Annotated in this window: 19 protein-coding genes and 1 tRNA gene; 7 read left to right on the forward strand and 13 right to left on the reverse strand. The window is 45.8% G+C overall.

Going from position 1 to position 24,469, the window contains the following annotated elements; genetic code table 11:
* Positions 1–15 precede the first annotated feature (15 nt).
* The 3 genes from MHN00_RS01140 (at position 16) to smrA (ending at position 1,097) form a co-directional block, all read left to right on the forward strand.
* Positions 16–90 (forward strand) — tRNA-Arg (locus tag MHN00_RS01140).
* Between the two features lie 132 nt (positions 91–222).
* Complete coding sequence (locus MHN00_RS20410; protein WP_262385737.1) at positions 223–348, forward strand: hypothetical protein; 126 nt, start codon at positions 223–225, stop codon at positions 346–348.
* A 161-nt stretch (positions 349–509) separates the two neighbouring features.
* Positions 510–1,097, forward strand: a complete 588-nt coding sequence (smrA, locus tag MHN00_RS01145) for a DNA endonuclease SmrA (protein WP_239299921.1) — start codon at positions 510–512, stop codon at positions 1,095–1,097.
* Between the two features lie 170 nt (positions 1,098–1,267).
* Here smrA and MHN00_RS01150 read toward each other — a convergent pair whose 3' ends face one another.
* On the reverse strand, positions 1,268–1,408 hold the full coding sequence (locus MHN00_RS01150; RefSeq protein ID WP_162889815.1) for a hypothetical protein: 141 nt from the start codon (positions 1,406–1,408) through the stop codon (positions 1,268–1,270).
* Between the two features lie 259 nt (positions 1,409–1,667).
* A complete protein-coding gene (purL, locus tag MHN00_RS01155) occupies positions 1,668–5,555 on the reverse strand; it encodes a phosphoribosylformylglycinamidine synthase (protein WP_239299923.1) in 3,888 nt (1,295 codons plus the stop codon).
* A gap of 176 nt (positions 5,556–5,731) precedes the next feature.
* On the opposite strand from purL, the gene mltF reads away from it, so the two are divergent.
* Together mltF and MHN00_RS01165 are read left to right on the forward strand one after the other, a co-directional pair.
* Positions 5,732–7,135 (forward strand): membrane-bound lytic murein transglycosylase MltF, encoded by a 1,404-nt coding sequence (mltF, locus tag MHN00_RS01160; RefSeq protein WP_239299925.1) that lies wholly within the window; start codon positions 5,732–5,734, stop codon positions 7,133–7,135.
* Positions 7,136–7,402: 267 nt separating this feature from the next.
* Entirely contained in the window at positions 7,403–7,558 is a 156-nt protein-coding gene (locus MHN00_RS01165; RefSeq protein ID WP_014975860.1) for a hypothetical protein, read from the forward strand.
* A gap of 101 nt (positions 7,559–7,659) precedes the next feature.
* Here MHN00_RS01165 and tadA read toward each other — a convergent pair whose 3' ends face one another.
* Positions 7,660–8,283: a tRNA adenosine(34) deaminase TadA gene (tadA, locus tag MHN00_RS01170; protein ID WP_239299927.1), complete on the reverse strand. Its 624-nt coding sequence runs from the start codon at positions 8,281–8,283 to the stop codon at positions 7,660–7,662.
* Positions 8,284–8,606: 323 nt separating this feature from the next.
* Between tadA and MHN00_RS01175 the strand changes: the two genes are divergently transcribed.
* Entirely contained in the window at positions 8,607–8,834 is a 228-nt protein-coding gene (locus MHN00_RS01175) for a hypothetical protein (protein ID WP_014975858.1), read from the forward strand.
* A 75-nt stretch (positions 8,835–8,909) separates the two neighbouring features.
* Here MHN00_RS01175 and MHN00_RS01180 read toward each other — a convergent pair whose 3' ends face one another.
* The gene (locus MHN00_RS01180; protein ID WP_239299929.1) at positions 8,910–10,877 is read right to left on the reverse strand and encodes a cation:proton antiporter; all 1,968 of its coding nucleotides are present in this window, start codon (positions 10,875–10,877) and stop codon (positions 8,910–8,912) included.
* A gap of 263 nt (positions 10,878–11,140) precedes the next feature.
* On the opposite strand from MHN00_RS01180, the gene MHN00_RS01185 reads away from it, so the two are divergent.
* Entirely contained in the window at positions 11,141–12,040 is a 900-nt protein-coding gene (locus tag MHN00_RS01185) for a GGDEF domain-containing protein (protein WP_239299931.1), read from the forward strand.
* A gap of 126 nt (positions 12,041–12,166) precedes the next feature.
* Here the strand turns inward: MHN00_RS01185 and tilS are convergent, their stop codons facing one another.
* The 9 genes from tilS to bamA all read right to left on the reverse strand — a co-directional run bounded on the left by tilS (position 12,167) and on the right by bamA (position 24,429).
* Positions 12,167–13,492: a tRNA lysidine(34) synthetase TilS gene (tilS, locus tag MHN00_RS20525; protein WP_239299933.1), complete on the reverse strand. Its 1,326-nt coding sequence runs from the start codon at positions 13,490–13,492 to the stop codon at positions 12,167–12,169.
* Between the two features lie 261 nt (positions 13,493–13,753).
* Entirely contained in the window at positions 13,754–14,710 is a 957-nt protein-coding gene (gene accA / locus MHN00_RS01195) for an acetyl-CoA carboxylase carboxyl transferase subunit alpha (protein ID WP_039223230.1), read from the reverse strand.
* 68 nt (positions 14,711–14,778) lie between these two features.
* Positions 14,779–18,243 carry a DNA polymerase III subunit alpha gene (gene dnaE / locus MHN00_RS01200; protein ID WP_239299935.1) on the reverse strand — a complete coding sequence of 1,155 codons (3,465 nt, stop codon included), beginning with the start codon at positions 18,241–18,243 and terminating at the stop codon, positions 14,779–14,781.
* Positions 18,244–18,247: 4 nt separating this feature from the next.
* A complete protein-coding gene (gene rnhB / locus MHN00_RS01205) occupies positions 18,248–18,820 on the reverse strand; it encodes a ribonuclease HII (protein ID WP_239299937.1) in 573 nt (190 codons plus the stop codon).
* Positions 18,813–19,961: a lipid-A-disaccharide synthase gene (lpxB, locus tag MHN00_RS01210; protein ID WP_239299939.1), complete on the reverse strand. Its 1,149-nt coding sequence runs from the start codon at positions 19,959–19,961 to the stop codon at positions 18,813–18,815. The genes rnhB and lpxB overlap by 8 nt, the downstream gene beginning before the upstream one ends.
* A gap of 2 nt (positions 19,962–19,963) precedes the next feature.
* Positions 19,964–20,734 (reverse strand): acyl-ACP--UDP-N-acetylglucosamine O-acyltransferase, encoded by a 771-nt coding sequence (lpxA, locus tag MHN00_RS01215; protein ID WP_239299941.1) that lies wholly within the window; start codon positions 20,732–20,734, stop codon positions 19,964–19,966.
* Between the two features lies 1 nt (position 20,735).
* On the reverse strand, positions 20,736–21,185 hold the full coding sequence (fabZ, locus tag MHN00_RS01220; RefSeq protein ID WP_014948562.1) for a 3-hydroxyacyl-ACP dehydratase FabZ: 450 nt from the start codon (positions 21,183–21,185) through the stop codon (positions 20,736–20,738).
* A 189-nt stretch (positions 21,186–21,374) separates the two neighbouring features.
* Positions 21,375–21,890, reverse strand: coding sequence for an OmpH family outer membrane protein (locus MHN00_RS01225; protein WP_014948561.1), 516 nt, complete (start codon positions 21,888–21,890; stop codon positions 21,375–21,377).
* 61 nt (positions 21,891–21,951) lie between these two features.
* A complete protein-coding gene (bamA, locus tag MHN00_RS01230) occupies positions 21,952–24,429 on the reverse strand; it encodes an outer membrane protein assembly factor BamA (RefSeq protein WP_014975852.1) in 2,478 nt (825 codons plus the stop codon).
* Between the last annotated feature and the right edge of the window lie 40 nt (positions 24,430–24,469).

The raw sequence follows: 24,469 nt of genomic DNA on the forward strand, positions 1-24,469 counted from the left end.
CTCCCTACGCATTAGGTCCCCATAGTTTAATGGATAAAACAAGGCCCTCCTAAGGCTTAGATGTTGGTTCGATTCCAGCTGGGGACGCCATTAATTGCGCAACGTTTCTGCTTTTTAGTAAAGATGCTTATACACACCGTCGCCTGTAATATTGAAGAATATATTATACTTTGGTTGTAATTTAGCCAATTTAAGTAATACTCTTCAAAACAGGAGAGCATTATGACTTTCGATTTCCCCCCACCTGATAACGCTGATAGTTGTTCCGAAACAGCTGAGCAGTGCCCATTTTCTGAAGAAGAGTGGGATGCTATTGAAGCTTTAGCGGAACCCGGTGCCATTTACTAAACGATGATTTTTGGAATTTAATCCCCACTTTATTATTACACTGCAATCGACGGTGCTGCTGTTCGTTGCGCCCGGTGATATATCGAGCGGTTATGCTCCATAGACCAACGGGGCAGAAATAGCGTATAAAAGATAGAGAAGTAGCTTATACGGGGATTAATATGAGCCAATTTGAAAACGACGATATCGATTCGTTTTTTGCAGAAATGCAAGATGTAAAACCAATCGCTTCAGATGATAAGGCTTTATTACACGATCCTGAAAAGGCGCTCGCTGAAAAACAAAAACGAGCGGCTAGGCAGTTAAGCGTCCGCGGAAAACTCGCTAATCCACTGAGCATGGAAGGTGTAAAGCCGGTACCCCCTGATGATTTCATACACTTCCAGCAGCCCGGTATTCAAGACGGCGTTTTTAAAAAACTTCGCCTTGGTAAATACCCATTAGAGGCCAACGTAACACTTTCAGGGAAAACCTTAGAACAAAGCCGAGACTTGATTTATAGCACCATTAAATCTAGTCACGAACGCGGGGTTCGTGCACTGCTCATAAAACATGGAACAGGTGAAAATAGCAAACCCTTTCCCGCTTTGAAAAAAAGTTATGTTAACCATTGGCTAAGAGAACTAGACGAAGTCATTGCCTACCATACGGCTCAACCGATGCACGGAGGCTTTGGTGCTACATATGTGCTTTTGAAAAAGCATCCGCAGCAGAAATTAATTAACAGAGAAAAAAATAAGAAAGGATAAAATGAGGGGCAAGAACTCGTTGAGTCAGCTTTGCTTTTTTGGGCTTGTCTTTAGGTGTAGCTTTTAGGCTTTTCTCATGAAGCGCTATATGCTGAACGTTTTTATTGTCCCCTAATGATTAACGCCCGTATCAAGCAACTTGATACGGGCGTTAGAATTTTTCTTTCAGACTACTTAACTGAAGACTGCACACTTAGCGTTGTTGGAGCTTCGGCAGACTTCGCAGATGTGCTAAAAACAGCAGTTACGAACATCAGCACTACAGCTACAGCCACTCCGGTTAAGCCAAACCCTTTAGAAGAACGATTCATCGGTCGTCTCTTATTATTTAAACCAGCTGGCGCATGCCTTTCACTGGTACAACCCTAACTCAACTCCTGTAACCTAATCGCATTCCTTGCTTGCACTACAATAGATCAGTGACAAACTGATGACAAGGGCAAAAATCAGATTTTTGACACTTTGCCAAAGCTTTGACACCTATTTATGGTATGAACGTTTATTAAACAGTATTTTTTCGAAAGATAAACAGGGGTTTCCCCCTGTTTTTATCGAACTAACAGTGCTTTGTTACCCAACAAATTTACGGGCATTTCTGAAGATACGCATCCACGCACCATCTTCTTGCCAATCGTCTGGACGCCACGAGTTTGCCACGGCTCTGAATACACGTTCAGGGTGCGGCATCATAATTGTGCTTCGCCCGTCCTGTGAAGTTAAGCCTGTGATCCCCTGCGGTGAACCATTCGGGTTTGCCGGATATTGCATGGTTGGCTTGCCGTAGTTGTCTACATAACGCATCGCCACCTGCGCGCCTACTTGTGACAGCGCGTTGTCATTGGCAAATTCAGCTTGACCTTCACCGTGCGACACTGCAATAGGCATACGCGAACCTGCCATGCCATCAAGCAGCACAGACTTAGACTCCATCACTTCGACCATTGCAACACGAGCTTCAAATCGCGCCGACTGATTGGTCACGAAATGTGGCCAATGCTCAGTACCTGGAATCAGTGATTTAAGGTTCGACAGCATCTGACAGCCGTTACACACACCTAAGCTGAACGTATCGTTACGGTTGAAGAAGCCTTCGAATTGATCGCGAGCCATGCTGTTAAACAATATAGATTTCGCCCAACCTTCACCTGCACCTAATACATCGCCGTAAGAGAAACCGCCACAAGCCGCAAGGCCCGCAAACTGTTCAAGAGTAATGCGACCCGCCAACACGTCACTCATGTGCATATCGATAGCATCAAAGCCTGCACGGGTAAATGCAGCCGCCATTTCTAGATGCGAGTTTACGCCCTGCTCTCTTAATATCGCCACTTTTGGCTTAACGCCTTTGGCAATATAGGGCGCTGCTACGTCTTCGTTTACATCATAAGACAACGCAGCATGCAAACCTGGGTCGGCAGCATCTTGCTTTGCCGCGTGTTCTTGTTCAGCACACTCAGGGTTATCACGCAGTTTCTGCATTTCAAACGTGGTTTGTGCCCATGTTGTACGCATTGATACGCGGCTATCTGCAAGTACAGCAACACCACCGCGACTAAACTCAATCATGTCGGTGCTATTAAGCGTACCGATATCGTGAGCCAATTCAGTTAAACCGAATTCAGTCAGTACTGCGTTAACGGCATCCATATCGCTTTCAAGCACTTGGATTACGCCACCTAGTTCTTCATTGAACAATACGGCAATGTCGTTTCCAACTAGGCTATCAAGGTTAATGCTTACACCTGTTTTACCAGCAAAGGCCATTTCAGCAACGGTGGTAAACAGGCCACCGTCTGAACGGTCGTGATAAGCACACACCAAGCCTTTTTCAATTAACGTCTGCATTGCGTCAAAGAAGGCTTTAAGGCGAGTTGCAGAGACCACATCTGCTGGGCTATCACCAAGCTGAGTATAGACTTGTGCCAGGCAGCTTGCGCCCAAGCGATTTTTCCCTTCGCCCAAGTCGAGTAGCAGCAAGCGGCTTGCGCCTTTGTCTGTACGTAGCTGAGGCGTTAGGGTTTTGCGAATATCTTTTACTGCGCCAAAGGCAGAGATAACGAGTGATAGCGGAGAAGTCACCGCTTTATCTTCACCGTTTTCATTCCATGCGGTTTTCATCGACATAGAGTCTTTACCCACAGGAATGGTTAGGCCTAGCTCTGGGCAAAGCTCCTCACCCACTGCTTTAACCGCTTCATAAAGACCCGCATCTTCACCTGGGTGTCCAGCTGCTGCCATCCAGTTTGCTGACAGTTTAATGCGCTTAATATCGCCGATGTTTGCTGCGGCAATATTGGTTAACGCTTCACCCACAGCAAGACGTGCAGACGCGCCGTGCGATAGTAACGCGACAGGCGTACGCTCACCCATCGACATCGCTTCACCGTGGTAGGTGTCAAACGCTGTTGCAGTAACCGCCACATCTGCCACTGGCACCTGCCATGGGCCTACCATTTGATCGCGACTTACAAGGCCGGTAACCGAACGGTCGCCAATGGTGATAAGGAAGGTTTTCTCTGCCACGGTAGGCAAAGATAAAATGCGATTTGCTGCATCACTTAAGGTAATGCCTGCCTCGTCTAGTGCTGGCGAGCTAACCTTGGTCGAGTTTACGTCGCGGTGCATTTTAGGCGGCTTGCCTAAAAGTACATCAAGAGGCATATCGATAGGTTTGTTGTCAAACTGGCTGTCGTTCAGGTTGAGGTGCTGCTCGGCAGTGGCTTCACCAACCACAGCAAACGGCGCGCGTTCGCGGGCACAAATTGCTTCGAACACTGGCATATTTTCAGGCGCGACAGATAAAACATAGCGCTCTTGGGATTCGTTACACCATAGCTCCAGAGGTGTCATACCTGGCTCATCTGACAATACTTTTCTAAGTTCAAAGTTACCGCCGCGGCCACCGTCATTAACCAGCTCAGGCAGTGCATTTGAAAGACCACCTGCGCCCACATCGTGGATAAACTGAATAGGGTTGTTATCCCCCAACTGCCAACATGCATCAATCACTTCCTGACAGCGACGCTCCATTTCAGGGTTGTCTCGCTGTACTGAAGCGAAGTCTAAATCTTCGTTTGACTGGCCAGATGCCATTGATGAGGCTGCACCGCCGCCAAGACCAATGTTCATTGCAGGGCCGCCAAGCACAATAAGCTTAGCGCCTACCGTAATTTCGCCTTTTTCAATATGCTCGCGACGAATATTACCTAAACCACCAGCTAACATAATAGGTTTGTGATAGCCGCGCACTTCAACACCGTTGAAGCTATTGACTTCTTGTTCAAAGGTACGGAAATAACCCAGTAGCGCAGGACGACCAAATTCGTTGTTAAACGCTGCGCCACCTAGTGGGCCTTCAAGCATAATATCAAGGGCGCTTACAATGCGCTGTGGCTTGCCGTATTCGAATTCCCACGGCTGTTCAGCACCAGGAATACGTAAGTTAGATACGGTAAAACCAACCAAACCCGCTTTAGGTTTTGAACCACGACCAGTAGCACCTTCATCACGGATTTCACCACCAGAGCCTGTTGCCGCACCTGGGAAAGGTGAAATTGCCGTTGGGTGATTATGGGTTTCTACCTTCATCAAAATATCAATGTTTTCATGATGGTATTCGTATTGGTGTGACTGCGGGTTCGGGAAGAAGCGACCTGCTTGCCACCCTTCCATTACCGCTGCGTTGTCTTTGTAAGCTGAATACACGTGATCAGGTAACAACTCGTAGGTGTTTTTGATCATTTTAAACAGCGACTTCTCTTGGTCCTCGCCATCAATGGTCCAGCTAGCGTTAAAAATTTTGTGGCGACAGTGTTCAGAGTTTGCTTGCGCAAACATATAAAGTTCAACGTCAGTCGGGTTTCTGCCTAGCTTAGTAAAGCTATCAAACAGGTAGTCAATCTCATCATCAGCTAAAGCAAGGCCTAACGACACATTTGCATTAACTAGCGCGTCTTTGCCTTCGCCTAATACATCTACACTGGTAAAAGTATTGGCTTCGGTATGTGAAAAGAGTACCGCAGCTTCATCAGTATTGGTGAACACTGATTCGGTCATTCTGTCGTGTAAGAAACTAGCGATAAGCGCAAAATCATCTTCACTCACACCGTTTTCTGTTTCTATATAAAACGCACAACCTCGTTCTATGCGGTTGATATTTTTTAGACTGCAGTTGTGAGCAATGTCGGTGGCTTTAGAAGACCAGGGAGAGATAGTGCCGGGGCGAGGAGTAATGAGGAAGAAGGTTCCAGAAGGGGTTTGTGCTTGCCTCGCGGGGCCGTAAGTGAGCAGCTTCTCGAGTATCTCTATTTGCTGCTTAGACAAGTCACCTTGGGAATCGACTAGGTGAACATATTCGCTATATAGGTTTTTAACCCTAACGCCGGATTGACCCAGCTTTGCAATCAGTTTAGTTTGGTTAAACTCTGATAGTGCAGGAGCGCCTCGAAGGACCAACATATTGATTTACCTGGTTTGTTAGAAACAACGACCACCAATGCGACGCGTTGCCTCTTGGATTGATGAGTATTTCGGCGCGGATTATAGAGTAATTATGCGCAGTAAGTAACCTCATAACGCGCTTACATGAACTTTTTTTTAAACTTAGATGGTTTAATGACAACAAGTAAAGGTCTATGCAGTCACAAGACTATAAAAAACGATTAAAACTACAATTAATAATCATATTATCTATTGCTGTTATGAGTTGTGGCGTTCCTTCTGTTCCCACTGCCCTTTCTTCATTGTTGGAACGAGAGTCGATCCGCGTGGGAACTGTTTATGGTGCAGGAACATTTTATAACGGCGCAGAGGGGCCGCAGGGTTTTGAATATGAACTGCTGGCAGGATTTGCCGATTACCTTGGCGTGACGCTCGACCTTTACCCCTTCTACAGCTATGAAGTCATGTTAGAACAGTTAGAAGAAGGTAATCTGGACATTGTCGCGACAGGCGATGCGGTAACGCCTTCACTTAAAAGTCGTTTTGCTTACGGTCCAGCCTATCAACACGTTCAACAAGAGCTCGTCTTCCAAGCAGGGACATCGAGACCTAGAGACTTATTAGAACTTGATGCCCCTATTGTTACTGTGGCGGGTAGCAGCCAAGCTCACTTACTGTCTAGTTTATTAGGCCAGGTAACCGACCAAGCAAGTGATAGTGAAAGCCCAATAATAAAAACCCAACTTGTTACCACCGAAGATTCTGACTCCGAAGAACTGTTACAACAAGTTGCCAATGGCGACATTGCTTTTACAGTAGCAGACAGTAACCGTCTAGCCCTTCAACGCAGGCGATATCCTAACTTAGCCGTGGCAAAAACCCTTAATGAAGATATGCCGATGGCGTGGGCGCTCCCATTACATCAAGATGACTCCGTGAAAGCAGCGCTGATTGAATATTTTGGTACTGTACATCAGTCAGGCTGGTTTACGGTGTTAGAAGACAAGTACTTTGGCCATATTCGCCAGTTTGATTACGTCGACAGTCGTGCGTTTAATTATGCCGCCGAGACAGCACTTGCTCAATACAAACCCTTATTTCAACAGTATGCAGGTGAATTAGACTGGCGACTGCTTGCGGCCATGAGTTATCAAGAAAGTCACTGGGACAGTGACGCTATTTCAAGAACTGGCGTTCGCGGTCTAATGATGCTCACCATGGATACGGCAAGTGACTGGAACGTAGATGACAGAACCGATCCTGAACAAAGCATTCGCGGAGGCTCTCGTTATTTTGCCAGTTTGCTCAATCGCATACCTGCGCGAATTAGCGAGCCAGATAGAACCTGGATGGCTATGGCGTCGTATAATATTGGTATGGGCCATTTAGAAGACGCACGCATTCTTACCGAGCAACAAGGTGGCAATCCAGACCTTTGGGTAGATGTAAAGCGTCGCTTGCCACAGCTTAGGCAAAAGAAATATTACCGTACTACTCGCTATGGCTATGCAAGAGGCGATGAAGCGTTACAGTATGTGGAAAATATTCGTCGTTATTATGACAGCTTAGTATGGTTGGACGAACAAGGAAAAATTTGACGCAGTTCACCTTACTTCTCTCTTGAAAACTGTCATTTCGATGTCATCTTTGTACCGTACCCTAAAAAGAAGTTAGTCAGACACTGACTTACTTTCTCAGTAATAATTATTTTCTCAACGATGACAAGCTCTAGAAGAGCTGCAGCTCTTAAATGACAACATCTCTCGAATAACGTGAGACTTGTTCAAATAAAGAGAGCTGCGCACGAAGGAAGAAAAGTGGTCACGAAAAACATAAAGTGGCCACAACGCGAGAAAGGAGAACAAATGAAAAAAAATCGATTTATGAAAAAAGGAATAAAATTGAAAAACAACAACAGACGCAGACTTATGCTTAAGCGTTGTCACCAAAAAGTACTTCAGCGCCGCAAGCTATTTGTTACCAGCGATATGTTCACTCAGTTAACCCGTACGCCTGGCTAAGCCACCTCTATGCCATCTGGTTCACAATGATTGACCATGTAACCGGTATATACCAAATGGGCGAAAACACGAATAAGCACAACTTCAGGCAACGCTATAAATTAGTTTGAAGCATCCCCCTCTAGCAGTCTTTTCGCCTTTTTGGCAGCCTTTATTTCTTTCCTGCGCTTGCGAAAAAAATCTGACAATTTGTTAGCACATTCGTCAGCTAATACGCCAGATACAACCTCAAGTTGATGATTAAGCGCAGGATGTTGCAATAGGTTCATGACCGAGCCCGCAGCGCCTGTCTTCGCATCCTTTGCGCCAAACACCACCCGCTTTACCCGTGCATGTACCAGCATACCTGCGCACATAGAGCAGGGCTCTAATGTCACATACAACGTAGCATCAATAAGTCGGTAGTTTTGCACCGCAGCTGCTGCTTCTTTAACAGCGCGTAGCTCTGCATGCGCAGATGGGTCATTATCCGTTATCGGCGTATTGAAGCCTTCACTGATAAGCTCACCGTTTAACACTACGCAGGCGCCGACTGGCACCTCACCAATCGACTCAGCCTTATCGGCAAGCGTTAACGCATGTTTCATCCACATTATGTCTTCTTCTGTCGCGATGTCTTCCATTGCGATTTCAGTCAACGGCTCCTGCACAGCCTCTTTTTCTTGCGTTTGCTTGTTTGCAAGGTCGAAATTTGGTGTTGGACGGTTGCTATTTTGGTCACTCATTCGTCAATTTTGCTACTTTATTTGGTGAAATTCATTAACATTTATTTTGTATTAGCTTAGGTAAACATTCTAACTTCTTAGAAAGTAATGACTTTTGTCACTTGGCAACCTACTTGCAATCTCTCATTATAACACTGCTAGTGTGATGGACTTAACAGGTTACATTTTTTACTAAAAAGTATGTTAGATAACCGCTATAGTACCTGAAGCGAAGCAGTAATTTTACCGATAAGTATTTAACTAAATACGGGGTGAATTAGGCAACAGGCCAAATTTTCACCTACACTGTTTTAAAGCCATTTGTGAGGGATACCACCGTGAATATGACCGCGATTGCAATAGTAGCCATTTGTGCCTGGGCCTTAGTTACCATTGTCGAAAGTGCAAAAGACAAAAGTAAGAAGAAACTTAGCAGCAAAGAAACCGATGCTTATAAAGCCGAAATTGCAGAGCTTAAGGAACGAGTTTCTGTGCTTGAGAAGATAGTGACAGACGAGCGCTACGACCTAAAAAAGCAATTTGCAGACTTAGAAAGCGACCGCGTAGCGTAAGCTTGAACTCACGTAATTCAACACACGTTCCATGGCAAGCGCGCTAGATTAAACAACGCTAAGTTTAACTGCGTGCTAGCTCCCTTCTAGTAGTTTTCGCTCTGCTCGCTCTACACGCCGGGGTTTACCCGCAATCACTAGCACGTCATGGGCTTGCAAAATAGCGTCTTGGTCTGGGTCTTTAACTTCATTTCCATCCCGCCTTAGGCCTTTAATCGCTACTCGCATTCTCGAGAAATCGATATCTTTTATGGCTTTGCCAATACAGGAAGCGTGTTCGGACAACACCACAGCATGAATAAACTCTAACTTGTCTTCTGTGCCGTAAGTGATCTCTGTTGTTTCTCCCGGGTAAAAGCCGTGCATATGATCATAGCGACCTTTTCTCTCAGCTCGCACCCGTTTCAAAATGCGAGACATCGGCACGCCGGCGTAATGCAGCACCTGCGATACCAACATCAAGCTCCCCTCTTGAAGCTCTGGCACGACTTGATTGGCACCCGCGCTGTATAGGCTTTCAAGTTGGTAGTCTCGTTTGGTACGCACCATAACATCTGTAGTGCTCGTAATGCTTCGGGTCTGCGTTATCACCTGCTTGGCCTTATCGACTTGATCAAACGTAACAAGCACAAGCTTGGCACCTTCTACATTGGCATTAATCAATATATCTTTTTGACTCGCATCACCGAAGATGACGGGCTCTCCCGCGTTTCGACTCTCGTGTACTCTGACAGGATCCATATCTATGGCAACAAAATGAATGCCTTCCATTTTCAGCATGCGAGCTACCGACTGTCCAACGCGGCCAAACCCACAAATAATGACGTGGTTGGTTAACGGCTCTGCATTACCAAAGCTCACATTGTCATCGAACGAGATATCCTTGTTAACAATACGCCTTGCTATAGTGACGCTGTTATTCATAAGCCACGGGGTTAACGCCATACTGATTACACCCATACACACAATCAGCGATGACTGCTCTGACGTTAACACGCCGTGTGTCGTAGCAAGCGCAGCAATTACAAAACTAAACTCGCCAATCTGACAAAGTTTAACCCCAGCAGACCAGCCATCTATTGCATCGGTTTTAACTAATAGAGATGCGCCTCTTACTAAAATGACTTTAACTATCATCAAAGCAAAAACGCCAAAAATAATCTCAAACAGGCTGTTCCACAGTACAGTGAGTTCTAACTGCATACCCACGGTAACAAAAAATAACCCCATTAAAATATCTCGAAACGGACGAATGTCGGCTTCAAGTTGATACTTGTATTGGCTTTCCCCCAACATCATACCCGCCAAGAAAGCGCCTAGCGCCATGGATAGCCCGAAGTAATAAGTTAGCCCTCCTGCCAATAGGGCAATCAATATAGTGGTCAGAACAAACAGTTCGTCAGTCCTTGTTCTTGCTACCTCTCTAAACACCCAAGGTAGTAACCACTTACCCACTGACATTAGAAACGCAATGACAAACACACCTTTAAGCAACGCCTCGCCTAAAGCTAGCGCAATACTTACTTCACCAGTCTGGGCTAAAAGAGGAATAGCAATTAGGAACGGAACCACCGCTAAGTCTTGAAAGAGCAAGATACTTACCGCTAATTGTGTACGCCTGTTATTAAGAATGCCCATTTCGGTTGCTTGCTTAATTACAATAGCGGTTGAGCTTAACGCCAGCGTACCACCAATAATGATGGACGCACTCATTGGAATGCCGAGAAACAGAGGAACACAGGTAAACACTGCCGTGGTAAACACCATTTGCCCTAATCCTACACCGAATACTAAAGAGCGCATTGCCAACAATTTAGGTAACGAGAACTCAAGACCAAGTGAAAAGAGCAAAAACACTATGCCCACTTCAGCGAGCAGGTGCATTTCTTCTGGGTGGGCAAACACAGATAATAGTTGTGGACCCGCGAGTACGCCGGCAAACAGATAAGCAAGAATAGGAGGGAGATGAATGCGTTTAAATAATGCGACCGCGCATACCGATATGAACATCAATATCACGATATTTAAAAAGCTCGTCCCCACACTACCTCCTAAAGCTACATAAACTTCCATTTGTAAAACAGGCGCGATAAATCACGCGATTTTACGCTTTAAACTAAAGACTAGTGCCTGAAACACTTTGTTGGCATCTAGTTTGCAAAATCCCCTGTGTAAATGCAGATCCGGCAAGTTTTGCCGCTGTGATCGCCATAAATTCCGCGAAAATGCAGATGTGGCCACAGAAACGTCAGGGCTTTGACACTTGTTTCTTTGCATATCAACGCATTTTGTATAGGGGCACTACTGTGGATTTTTCAACGTCAGTCTACGATAGCACACAACATAACAATTTTTACCCTGCTGAAAGCACAGGCAAATCACTCTCTTTTAGTGAATTATCAGGCTTTATCACGCAGCTACTTTCTACTCTTGAACTACAAGAGTTAGGTGGCGTGTATTTTCAGCAGCTAAACACGTTGTTACCTATTGTCGGGTTTAGCTTGTCTGACTTTGACTCGCGTTGGGTGTACGGTAATGCAAAGATATCGTCAACACTCATTGATTTACCACTACAAGGTGCCAATGCCGTTAATGGCGATCAAGCTCATGTCTATTACTACATTAGTTCACCCTTGTCGTTATCGCAACGGGAGAGTCTATTCCAACTGCATGATTTATTTGGAAAACAAGTAAAGCACGCTCTTTCATTGATGCGTGTGCAACAGATGGCGACTAAAGATGTGTTAACTGGCTTAGGTAACCGAGCGGGCTTTGAGCAGTCAATGACAAGACAACTCGGCTGGGCGCAAAGACACGATGATCCTTTCGCACTTTTGGTGATCGACTTAGACAACTTTAAGTATGTGAATGATAATTTTGGTCATGGCGAAGGTGACAAAGTACTTGTCCATGTTGCATCACATTTATCTAATGTTCTGCGGGATGAAGACGAAGCATTTCGCTATGGCGGCGATGAGTTTTGTTGTTTGCTAGACTGTCAGTCGCAACAGCAACTAGCTTGTGCAGCCCAGCGTATTCAAATGAGTATCAATAGCTCTAGCTACTTATCTCGCTTAGGCGTATCAAGCAGCCTTGGCGGCGCGATTTATCGCGACGGCGACACGATAAGCAGCTTGTTTGACCGTGCTGACAACGCCCTGTATCGCGTGAAAAACTCTGGCAAAAATAGCTATCACGCAGCGTAACGTCGCGATTTGAATTTATCAGGATGGCGGCAAAGCAATGCCGCTTTTGCACATTATTGCCATGGATACCATAAACAAGAGTATCTAGCCCTTTCCAAAAAAAGGCACTTTTAGTGCTACATAGATTCAGTCGAGACTAAAGGTTATTTCTATATCTGGCGCTTTGGGCTGCAGATAAACACACCGTCCTTCAACAATCAGTGCGATGGGCTCGTCGTTAATCAAGATTGCCGGCACGCCGTTTCGCTCCCACCTTGGCACGCGCCATACCTTAAACCATTCTTTCAGCAACTTAGATACGTTCGCATTTTCTGGCTTTACTTTAAGGTTGCGAGCATTGGTTTGCAGAGAAACGGTATCTTCTTCTCGCGCTTTTGGCACTGCAATTCGAATATGGCCTCTAAGCCAAGGAAGCGCGATATCTTGGTTGGGCGCTAATTCTAGGTTTTGCGGTACTTCATGAGTAGCGTTCACCACCCAATAAAGGTCTTGGTCAAACCGTATTACCCTGCCCCATTTAAAGTTTACTTCAGGGGTTGCGTCGTGCTTTGCCTTTAGCATTGCGAGAACTTGGTCTGTCTGTGCTTTTGACGGCGACAGCTCGCCTTTAGCTCGAAACCACGCGCGAATGACCATAGCCTGCCACGGTAACGACAATGCAGCAAGCTTTGGCCCGTTTAGCCTTAAATCTGAACGTTTACAATCTTCAAAATATTTTTGGGCAGAATCGCTGACTAGTGCGCTTTGTTCAGCACAAAGCTCGGCGCTGCGCCCCACGGTTTTGGTCAACTTAGGCCATCGCGCCAGCAAGTGAGGTATAATTTCGTTCCTTAAGAAGTTCCTATCAAAGCTATTTTGCTGATTAGATTCATCCTCAACCCACTGCAACATTTCTTCTTCGGCATAAGCCACAATCTCGGCTTTCTCTAGTGCTAGCATAGGGCGCATTATCAAGGTGTCACCTCGGTACTGAACTTCTCCCATACCCGCTAAGCCCTGAGGACCAGCACCGCGTTTAAGCTGAAGCAATACGGTTTCAAGCTGATCTTCGGCATGTTGCCCTAATAACAGCACACCGCCAATTTGATCACACACTTCTATAAGCGCGTTGTATCGAACCTTACGCGCTTCTGCTTCTAGGCTTTTTCTCGACCCCGTATCAACATCAACTCGATACAAATGAAATGCTACGTCTTCAAGACGACACTGTAATTCACAGTGCTTTGCCCACTGTTCGGCATTATCACTTAAACCGTGATGTACATGTACAGCATGAATTGGGCTTTCAAACTGTTCCCTATACGCAATAACGGCTTGGAGCAGAACGGTCGAATCCACACCACCGCTGTAAGCAACGACGAGTGGCGTTTGAAGTGGTAGCTTTACATCGGTAAGAGATGTCGCTATGCGGCTAACGATATGTTCGATTGTTGGGGATTGTAGAGGGGTCACAGACCGGTAATACCTTATTCTTTCAACTCAATTTCTATTAGGGGTACTTGGCTTAGCACTGGCTTTCTAATAACACACTTTCTAATAACACAAAGGGGTTGGTTACCTATGGTAAACAACCCCCATGTTCTTATGCCACATTACATGAACCAACATGAATTAAGCCACCGCTCGCGAGATTTTATATCAAGCGTCTAAACTGATAGAGCGCAGGTGTACATAGCGGCTAAATGCAATTTTATGCTAGTTTTCTTAATGAAATTAGCAATAACCAAACGACATTAAACGCTGGTAACGCTCTTCCATCAATTTAGTCTTATCTAGTTCTTTAAGCTGGTTAAGCTGCTGCTTAATCACGGCCTTCAAATTAGCCGCCATGCCATTGTGATCGCGATGTGCACCACCTAAAGGCTCTTCAACAATACTGTTAATCAGGCCTAGCTCTTTAATCTGTGGCGCACTTACGCCCATCGCTTCAGCAGCAAGTGGGGCTTTTTCTGCGCTTTTCCACAAAATAGACGCACAACCTTCTGGTGAAATAACTGAGTACGTAGAATATTGGAGCATATTAACGCGATCGCCAACACCAATCGCTAGTGCACCACCTGAACCACCTTCACCGATTACGGTACACACGATTGGAACAGTAAGCTCAGCCATTTCGAATAAATTTTTCGCGATTGCTTCACTTTGGCCGCGCTCTTCAGCGCCAACACCTGGATACGCTCCCGGCGTATCGATAAAAGTGATGATAGGCATGTTAAAGCGCTCAGCCATCTTCATAAGACGCAAAGCTTTACGGTAGCCTTCTGGTTTAGGCATACCGAAGTTACGCTTAATTTTTTCGTTGGTGTCACGCCCTTTCTGATGACCAATAATCATCACAGGCTGATCATCAAGCATTCCTGGGCCACCAACAATCGCTTTATCGTCAGCGAACGCGCGGTCGCCAGCTAGCTCGTCGAATTCGGTAAAAATACGAGGAATGTAATCTAACGTGTAAGGACGCATTGGGTGACGTGCAAGTTGAGAAACTTGCCATGCGCCAAGATCAGAAAAGATCTTTTTAGTCAGCTCTGCGCTTTTACCGCGAAGCTTATTGATTTCTTCTTCAATACCAACGTCAAACTCGCCACCTTGATTCACCAACCTAAGCTCTTCAATTTTTGCTTCTAGTTCGGCTATTGGCTGTTCAAAGTCCAAAAACTGTATACTCATTTCATGTCCTATTCGTACTACGCTCGTCTATGCAAACGCGAGATGTCCAATCTATCGACCTCTTGCCCCTAATGGTAGAGAATTGAAACGGCTTTGTCTCCCAAACATTGTTTGAGATCGTGCAAAAGTTGGTCTTCAGGGGTAACGTACCATCTTGCACCACACGCCAAGGTTACTTCCGCGTCTGGATGGGTTACCGCTAACTGAACAGGACAACTTCCGCCGTTAAATGCCTGCAGGATAGATTGCATCTGACTCATTTTCTTCGGTTCAAGCAGCTGGGTATCAATATTAAGTGCCAGCGCTCTCGCGTTTTTCTCTCGTGCCTGAACAATGTCCATTACATCACGGGCGGTGATTGTATTGCCCCCAGAGAAATCATCAAAGCTGACCTGTCCCTTTATAAGCAATATTCTGTCAGTTTCTAACACACTTTCGAACTGTTCGTACATATCTGGGAAGAAACGTACGTCTATTCTGGCACTCTTATCATCCAGTGTCACTATGGCCCAGCGACGACCCCGCTTGTTCGTCATTACGCGTACGCCAAGCACCAGTCCTACCGCACTGGCCATTTGATCTTTATTGGTTGGTTTTAAATCAACTAATCGACCGTCAGTGTAGTAACGCAGTTCTTCCGCATACTGATTGATGGGGTGGCCGGTTAAGTACAAGCCTAGCGTGTCTTTTTCACCTTCTAGCCATACTTTTTCAGGCCACTCAGGGACGTCGGCAAACGCTTGCTTCACGTCTTCTGGCTCGGTAGTCAGTAACCCGAACATGTCTGACTGACCAAAAGACTCGGCTTTTGCATGCTGTCCAGCGGCGGCAAGGGCTTCGGGTAAGCTCGCCATAAGACTAGCGCGATGGGGGCCTAAGTTGTCCATTGCCCCCGCTAGTACTAGCTTTTCTAGCACTCGCTTGTTTACCCGTTTAATGTCTATCTTGGCGCAGAAATCAAAAAGATCCTTAAATGCCCCTTGGGTCTCTCGCGCTTCAATAATCGCCTCAATTGGGCCTTCACCTACCCCTTTAATCGCACCGATACCGTAAACAATGCGACCTTCGCTATCGACGGTAAATTTGTATTTACCCGCATTTAAATCTGGCGGCAGTATTTCGATGCCCATGCGCTCACATTCATCGACAAGCGTCACAATTTTATCGGTGTTATCCATATCCGCCGACATTACCGCAGCCATGAATTCCGCAGGATAATGCACTTTCAGCCACAAAGTCTGGTAAGACACTAAAGCGTAAGCGGCAGAGTGAGATTTGTTAAAACCGTAACCCGCGAACTTTTCTACCAAGTCGAAGATTTTCATCGCAAGGTCCGGGTCAATATTATTGCCCTTCGCACCTTCGGCGAACGTGCCGCGCTGCTTCGCCATTTCTTCAGGCTTTTTCTTACCCATAGCACGACGAAGCAAGTCAGCGCCGCCCAGTGAGTAGCCCGCCATTTCTTGGGCTATCTGCATTACCTGTTCCTGATACAAGATAATGCCATAGGTAGGCTCTAGAATTTCTTTCAAGCACTCGTGCTGATATTCTGCATCGGGGTAGGAAATTTCTTCACGTCCGTGCTTACGATCAATAAAGTTATCTACCATGCCTGATTGCAGCGGGCCCGGACGGAAAAGGGCCACCAGTGCGATAATATCTTCGAAGCAGTCAGGTTTAAGGCGCTTAATTAGTTCTTTCATACCGCGAGATTCCAGCTGGAATACCGCAGTTGTCTCGGCGTTTTGAAGGGTTCTGAAACTCTTAGGATCTTCAAGAGGAATGGCGCTGATATCGACATCAACGTTCTTCCCTTCTTTGATCATATCTATTGCCCACTGAATAATAGTCAGCGTACGAAGACCTAAGAAGTCGAATTTTACCAAGCCCGCCGTTTCAACGTCGTTTTTGTCGAACTGGGTTACGGGGTTTTTACCTTCGTCATCACAATACAACGGCGAGAAATCTGTGATTGTGGTTGGCGCAATAACAACACCACCGGCGTGCTTACCGGCATTTCGGGTAACCCCTTCAAGTATTCGCGCCATATCGATAAGGTCTTTCACTTCCTCATCGCTTTCATACACTTCTGGTAGCTGTGGCTCGGCTTTAAACGCCTTTTCAAGCGTCATGCCTGGATCGGGTGGAATAAGCTTTGAGATCCTGTCTACAAAGCCGTAAGGGTGACCAAGTACGCGGCCTACGTCGCGCACTACCGCTTTTGCCGCCATAGTACCAAACGTAATGATCTGCGATACCGCCTGACGCCCGTAAAGCTCAGCAACGTGGTCGATTACCTCGTCTCGTCTATCCATACAGAAGTCGACGTCGAAGTCGGGCATGGATACACGCTCTGGGTTCAAGAAACGTTCGAATAGCAAGTCGAATTCAAGCGGATCTAGGTCGGTAATTTTTAGGGCATAAGCCACCAGTGAACCCGCACCAGAACCCCGCCCTGGCCCTACCGGAATTCCGTTATCCTTACTCCACTGAATGAACTCCATTACAATAAGGAAGTAGCCTGGGAAACCCATTTGGTTGATAACTTCAAGCTCGATGCGAAGTCGGTCATCGTACTCCGGACGTTTTGCTTTGCGCACTTCTTCATCGGGAAATAGAAATTCTAAACGTTCTTCCAACCCCTCTTCAGACACCTTAACCAAGAAGTCTTCGGTAGTCATGCCGCCGGTTGGAAATTGCGGTAAGAAGTACTCGTTTAACCGTACGGTAACGTTACAGCGCTTAGCAATTTCAACCGTATTTTCTATGGCTTCAGGAATATCGCTAAATAACTCAACCATTTCCTCAGCAGTGCGCAGATATTGCTGGTCACTGTATCGTTTAGGGCGGCGGTTATCATCAAGCGTATAGCCATCGTGAATACACACTCGAATTTCGTGAGCCTCGAAACCCTCTTGGTCAATAAAGCATACTTCGTTCGTGGCTACTACGGGTAACCCGCGCTGCTCAGCAAGCTCTACGGCAAGGTGTAAATAATCCTCTTCACCTTGCCTACCGGTTCTAATCAGCTCTAAATAAAAGCGGTCAGGAAAATGGGTTTGATAAAACTCAAGGGCACTATCGAGAATTTTAGCGTTGTTTTTCATTAAACCTACGCCAATATCGCCTTGCTGTGCACCCGATAAAACAATAACGCCTTCGCTATGTTCTGCTAACCATTCTTGATCGATAACCGCACGGTGTGCCAAGTGTCCACGAAGATAGGCCTTGGAGATAAGAATAGTAATGTTCTTATATCCCTCATTATTCATCGCAATAAGGGTTAGTCTGAAAGGTTCATCGCCAAAGACTTCATTAGTAACCCAAAAATCAGTGCCGATGATGGGCTTAATACCTAAGTTATGTGCCTCGGAATAAAACTTTACCAAGCCACACATATTCATTTGGTCGGTGATCGCCACGGCAGGCATGCCAAGCGCGGCCACTTTACCTAGAATAGGTTTAACCTTATTCAGGCCGTCCATCATCGAAAAGTCGCTGTGAACACGTAAATGAATAAATGGCGATGACATGATGTTATTTCTCTTCGAGTAGCGCTTTTACAGGTTTAAAACTTTTTCGATAGCAATCTAAGATGCCATATTCAGCGATGGCTTCAAAGTGTGCTTTTGTGGGGTAACCTTTGTGCCCGGCAAAGTTATATTGCGGGTAGGCCTCGTGGAGCGAGATCATATCGTTGTCTCGCTCTACCTTGGCAATAATGGACGCAGCTGAAATTTCTGCGTGCAGACTGTCGCCTTTCACTACCGCTTCAGATTCAAAGTTCCACGCCGGAACACGGTTGCCATCTACGAGCACAAAGTCAGGCCTTACAGGCAAACCTTCCACTGCGCGGATCATGGCGAGCATGGTAGCGTGCAGTATATTAAGTTTGTCTATTTCTTCTGGGCTCGCTCTACCAATATTCCAGTAGAGTGCTTTTTCACGAATTTCTTGGGCAAGGGCTACGCGCTTTTTTTCACTCAGTTTTTTAGAGTCTGTAAGCCCTTCAATGGGATTTTCAGGGTCAAGAATGACCGCGGCGGTGACCACATCACCTACTAAAGGGCCGCGACCTACTTCATCAACGCCGGCAATTAACTTATGCAAACAATTCCTCCACGACAGCTTTTGCTGCTGTTTTATCAGCATTGCATTTTAGCGTATGGTGGAGGTCGGTGAAACGGGAAATCAGAGCAGAATTATCACTTTCGAAAAAGTTAAGTAACTGATTGCTCATATTCTCTGCGTTTACCTCTTCTTGGAGTAATTCAGGAATAATTGCCTCATCAGCCAATAAATTTGGCAAAGTGAAAAACGGCGCTTTGTACAAGCGCTGCATAATTTTATACGTGAGCGGTGCCAGTTTGTAGGCAGCTACCATAGGGCGCTTGCACAGCATCGCTTCTAAGGTAGCCGTGCCTGATGCGAGCAAGATAACATCGCTAGCTATCATCGCATCCCGCGATGTACCTTGGGTTACCTGAATAGGTAAGCGTTCTTCTGCATTATCAGCTTCAAGTAAGAGTGCTTTTATTTGCGCAAGACGATGCTCATTTGCCGCAGGAATAAGAAATTGAATGTCGCTGCGTTTAGCATGAATAGCTTCTATGGTCTCCAGAAATACTGGAAGTAGCGTATCTACTTCGCCTCTTCGTGAGCCGGGAAGTACAGCCAATACGGAAGCATTACTATCTACACCTAATTCTTGGCGCGCCGCATTTTGGTCGGGCTCAATTGCTATAGCGTCAGCCATTGTGTGTCCCACAAAGGTATAGGGAACATGGTATTTATCGTAAACCTGCTGCTCGAAAGGAAATAAACCCAACACACGATTAGTCGCTTTCGCTATTTTATGGATGCGCTTTTCACGCCACGCCCACACAGTAGGACTCACATAGTGAATGGTTTTGATACCGCGTGCTTTAAGCGCTTTTTCTACTCTTAGATTAAAATCAGGCGCATCAATACCCACAAAAATATCTGGCGGATTTTGCTCGAAGTGAGCAAGAAGCTGCTTTTTAACTTTCAAGATGGCAGGTAGATGGGAGAGAACTTCAACAAGCCCCATAACCGACAAGGTTTCCATATCGAACAGACTATGAAAACCCACGTTTATCATATTTGGACCGCCAATACCTTCGATAACAGCATCAGGGCATTGGCGTTTTAACTCTGCAACCATTCCGGCGGCAAGGATGTCACCAGAGGGCTCTCCGGCAACCATGCCGATACGGATTGGTTTAGACATAATTAGCGAATAATGCCTCGCTCAGAGTCTTGTAAGAACTTCACCATAAGGGCCACACCAGGGAACTCCTGTGCGGGTTCGGCAAGTTTTTCAATGGCTTCGTCTACGGTATTGCCTTCACGGTATATTGCTTTGTAAGCGCGTTTAATGGCCATAACTTCTTCTTTGCTGAAGCCACGACGCTTAAGTCCTTCAGAATTAATACCCTGAGGAATATTTTTCTGGCCGCTGACCATAACAAAGGGAGGCACGTCGCGCAGAATAATGCCGCCAGCCCCCAAGAACGAATGGGCTCCAATCTTACAGAACTGGTGAATACCTGCGGCACCGCCAACAATGACGTGGTCGTCCATGTGAACATGGCCTGCAATCGCAACACTGTTTGCAATAATAATGTCGTTGCCAAGAACACAATCATGGGCAACATGAGAGTTGGCCATAAATAAACAGCGAGAACCGATTATAGTAATGCTGTTGTCTTGGATAGTGCCTCGGTGAACGGTTACCCCTTCCCTAAACTCATTATCATCACCAATAACAAGCTCAGTAGGTTCACCCGCATATTTTTTATCTTGGCAGTCTTCACCTATTGAAGAAAACTGATAAAACTTATTGTTTTTACCGATACGCGTTGGGCCGCGTACCACCACATGTGATTTCAGAATACAGCCATCGCCTATGGTGACGTTGTCGTCTACCACACAAAATGGACCTATAGTGACATTTTCACCAATTTTTGCACTTTCTGAAATTACCGCAGTAGGATGGATCACGTTACGCTATCTCTCTCATCGCACACATAAACTCTGCAACACAAGCGATGTCACCATCGACGCTTGCAGTACCTTTAAATTTCCAAATCCCTCTGCGCTCTTTTACCAGAGCAACATCAAACTCAAGCCTGTCACCTGGAACAACAGGACGCTTAAAGCGTGCATTATCAATCCCTGCATACAAGTATAACTTATCATTGTTGCCCATGGTCTTAAAACCTAAAACGCCGGCGGCCTGTGCCATCGCTTCAAGAATTAATACACCTGGGAAAATTGGCTGTTCAGGGAAGTGCCCCATGAAACACGGCTCATTGATAGTGATATTTTTATAAGCCTTTACAGACTCACCCAGAACATAGTCTGTTACACGATCAACAAGTAGGAACGGATACCGATGTGGTAGTAATTCCAATATTTCCTGAATTTCGATGGTATTAAGTGAATTGGCCAAAAACTTTCTCCTGTATACAAGCATGACCTACAACTGTTTTATACCAATGTTTGTGATTGGTATTTTGGTCAAACTCGCCGTAAAAACTAAAAACGGCGGCAACCATACGCTGTTAAGCGCAAAAAACAAATCAGACCAACACCTTTGGGGAGTTGGCCTGATAAATTTTACAACTACTCGTGTAGTTGATTAGTTGGTTTTGCTTACTTGCTGAAGAACTTGCTCAGATAAGTCGTGCTCTTCTTTTGCAAACGCAACTGCACCAGCATTCAGCACTAGGTCGTAACCTTGCTTCGCTGCAACAGAGTCGATAGCTTGCTTGATAAGACCAAGAAGTTTGTTGCGCTCTTCGTTGCTACGACGTTGGATATTTTGCTGTAAAGGTTGACCCTTTTTAGCTAGCTCTTCACGTACTGACAAGATTTTTTGTTCTAGTTCTTTCTTCTCTGCATCGCTCATTGTTGCCGCGTCGCGTTGAAGACGTTCTGCATAGAACTGACCATCGCGCTGCAGTTGATTCACTTCTTCAAGCTGATCTTTAAACTCAGCCTGAATAGCGTTTTGAATTTCAGCCGCTTGAGGCATCGCTTGGAAAATACCTTGCACATCGACAACCGCAACTTTCTGCTCTGCCATTACAGATGTACTAACTAAAGCGCTACCCAACATTGCTCCTGCAACGATATGTTTAACCAACTGTTTCAAAGGGAACTCCTTTTGTGAATCTTATTATAGAGCGCATCTTAGATGCGCTCGCTTTAATGTCTTAGAAAGTTTGACCAATGTTGAAAGTGAAGAATCTCGCATCGTCACCATCACGTTGCTGTATCGCTTTCGAGAAGCTGAATACCATCGGTCCCATTGGCGATACCCATTGGACCGATATACCTGCCGAGCTACGATACAGGCTCCAATCAGAATAGTCCAATAGCTCACCGCGTTGTGTAGATGCTATGTCAAACTGACGGTAATAGTCATAGTCGAACTCAGTATCCCACACGTTACCCACATCCACAAACAAACTTGTACGAACTGAGTTATCCATTTCTTCTTCAACAAATGGCGTAGGAACAATAAGCTCGATACCGCCAAGTGCCATCGCGTTACCACCTAGGCTTCGCGTCGACCAAGACAGCTGCGCATCAGCTGGATCGCCCGGGAACACTTCGCCATCAGGTCCAACTATAGTGCCCGTATTGCCTAGGAATACACCGCGAGGACCTACCGTGTTATTCTCGAATCCTCGTAGTGAGTCAGAACCACCTGCCGTAAAGTTCTCTGTAAACGGTAATATTTGCTCATTGCCGTTAATATCACCGTAACCATTCCCGTAGCCAAGACGTACGCGCGCTAGGAAAGACCAGCGCTGGTTACGAGATAATGGGAAGTACCACTTACCGTCAAATACTGTCTTGAAGTAGTTCACGTCTGAGTTAGGCGTGGTAATGCTGAATGACGCACGCTGAGACGAACCAGCAGTAGGGAACAGACCACGGTTAAGCGTACTTCTGCTCCAGCTTACGCTTGCCAAGAAGCTATCATATTTAATAGCCGCATCAGGATCTTCACCGTTAGTAAACTGATTATAGAATTGCTCAGTTTGCTCGTAGTAACCACGGTTGAATAGCTCTACGTTGCTGTAGGTCAAACCGAAGTTAATACGATTAAACTCGTTAATCGGATAACCAATGTTCGCACCAATAGACCAGCGCTTAGAGTTGTACTGAATAACGTTAAAGTCAGAACCGTCGAACTCACTATAGCCCAAGCTTCCGCCCAAACTAATACCGTCAATGGTAAAATAAGGGTCGTTGTACGTGATTTGCGCACTGCGCTGATATGAAACCGTGCTTAGGTTAAGACCCACACGTTTACCTGTACCCAAGAAGTTATCTTGCTGGATACCCGCCTGTAGGCTTAGCTTCGTTCTGTCACCATAGCCGATACCAGCATTAAACGAGCCCGATGGCTGTTCTTTTACGTTAAAATTAACGTCTACTTTATCTTCTGAACCCGGGATACGTACCGTTTCAAATTCAACCTCTTCCATATAAGTAAGTCGAGAAAGCTGGTTCTTTGAAGACTCAAGTAAGTTATTCGACAGCCACGTACCTTCCATCTGGCTGACATTTTGACGCAGAACGCTATCGGCTGTTACTACGTTGCCGTTAAATTTAATGCGGTTGACGTAGATACGTTTGCCAGGGTCAACGGACAGCGTAAGCTTAACCGTTTTGTCTTCATCATTAATTTCAGGAACCGTAGTTACTGTTGGGTAAGCGTACCCAAAGCGACCAAGATACTTACTGATAAATTCTTCTGTATACGTTACTTCTGCTTGGTTATACAATTCACCCGTAGTAAGCGGAAGCACGCGTTCAATATACTCTTCGTGCCCGAGTACATCGCCTACCAGCTCAACTTCAGAGATAGTGTATTGCTCACCTTCTGTTACGTTCATGGCGATATAGATACCTGACTTTTCAGGTGTCATTGAAACTTGTGTAGAGTCAACGTTAAAGCGAAGGTAACCACGGTTTAAGTAATGGTTACGCAGCGTTTCCATATCCCCTTGCAGCGTTTGCTGCTGGTAGCGAGTTTCCGACAGGAAATCCCACCAAGGCGTATCGTATTGCAGCTCGAAAGCCTCCATCAGCTCTTCGTCTGAGAAGATTTCGTTACCTACAATATTGATTTGTTCAATTTCAGCCGCGTCGCCCTCTTCGAAAAGTAATTTCAAGTCAACACGGTTACGCGGTAGCGGCGTTATAATAGCCGTCACGTCAGCATTATATTTACCTATGCTGTAAAAGAAGTCTTTCAGGCCATTCTCGATAGAGGTTAGTACGGTCTTATCGAGCGGCTCACCAATACGAACGCCGTTTCCGTCTAAGCTTTCCTGAAGTTGCTCATCTTTAATATCATCGTTGCCTTCAAAGATGATATTACTAATGGTAGGACGCTCAGCGACACGCACGACAAGCGTATTGCCATCACGGAGAATTTCAACATTTTCAAAGTGAGTTGAAGAGTACAACGAGCGAATAAGCTGCGTTACCCTGAATGTATTAAGCTCGTCGCCAACTTGAACGGGCAAGTAGGTTAAGGCTGCACCAAGTGCAACTCGTTGCAAACCTTCTACGCGAATGTCTTCAACGACAAATTCGCTGTCTTGCGCCGCAGCATTGGCAAAGCTAGCACTGGAAAGAATGGCTCCGGCTGCTACTAACTGTTTTAACTTCATCTATTTTTCTTTTCCTGGCCGCGTTTTGTATTAGCTGTTT

This window comes from Alteromonas sp. Cnat2-8 (assembly GCF_022348355.1).
Taxonomy (GTDB): Bacteria; Pseudomonadota; Gammaproteobacteria; order Enterobacterales; family Alteromonadaceae; genus Alteromonas; species Alteromonas macleodii.

Excerpts from the sequence above, each read along its gene's own strand:
- MHN00_RS01150 (WP_162889815.1), bottom strand. The coding sequence starts at position 1,408 with ATGAATCGTTCTTCTAAAGGGTTTGGCTTAACCGGAGTGGCTGTAGCT.
- purL (WP_239299923.1), bottom strand. The coding sequence starts at position 5,555 with ATGTTGGTCCTTCGAGGCGCTCCTGCACTATCAGAGTTTAACCAAACT.
- dnaE (WP_239299935.1), bottom strand. The coding sequence starts at position 18,243 with ATGTCATCGCCATTTATTCATTTACGTGTTCACAGCGACTTTTCGATG.
- tadA (WP_239299927.1), bottom strand. The coding sequence starts at position 8,283 with ATGAGTGACCAAAATAGCAACCGTCCAACACCAAATTTCGACCTTGCA.
- MHN00_RS01175 (WP_014975858.1), top strand. The coding sequence starts at position 8,607 with ATGACCGCGATTGCAATAGTAGCCATTTGTGCCTGGGCCTTAGTTACC.
- smrA (WP_239299921.1), top strand. The coding sequence starts at position 510 with ATGAGCCAATTTGAAAACGACGATATCGATTCGTTTTTTGCAGAAATG.
- MHN00_RS20410 (WP_262385737.1), top strand. The coding sequence starts at position 223 with ATGACTTTCGATTTCCCCCCACCTGATAACGCTGATAGTTGTTCCGAA.
- bamA (WP_014975852.1), bottom strand. The coding sequence starts at position 24,429 with ATGAAGTTAAAACAGTTAGTAGCAGCCGGAGCCATTCTTTCCAGTGCT.
- accA (WP_039223230.1), bottom strand. The coding sequence starts at position 14,710 with ATGAGTATACAGTTTTTGGACTTTGAACAGCCAATAGCCGAACTAGAA.
- mltF (WP_239299925.1), top strand. The coding sequence starts at position 5,732 with ATGCAGTCACAAGACTATAAAAAACGATTAAAACTACAATTAATAATC.
- MHN00_RS01165 (WP_014975860.1), top strand. The coding sequence starts at position 7,403 with ATGAAAAAAAATCGATTTATGAAAAAAGGAATAAAATTGAAAAACAAC.
- lpxB (WP_239299939.1), bottom strand. The coding sequence starts at position 19,961 with ATGTCTAAACCAATCCGTATCGGCATGGTTGCCGGAGAGCCCTCTGGT.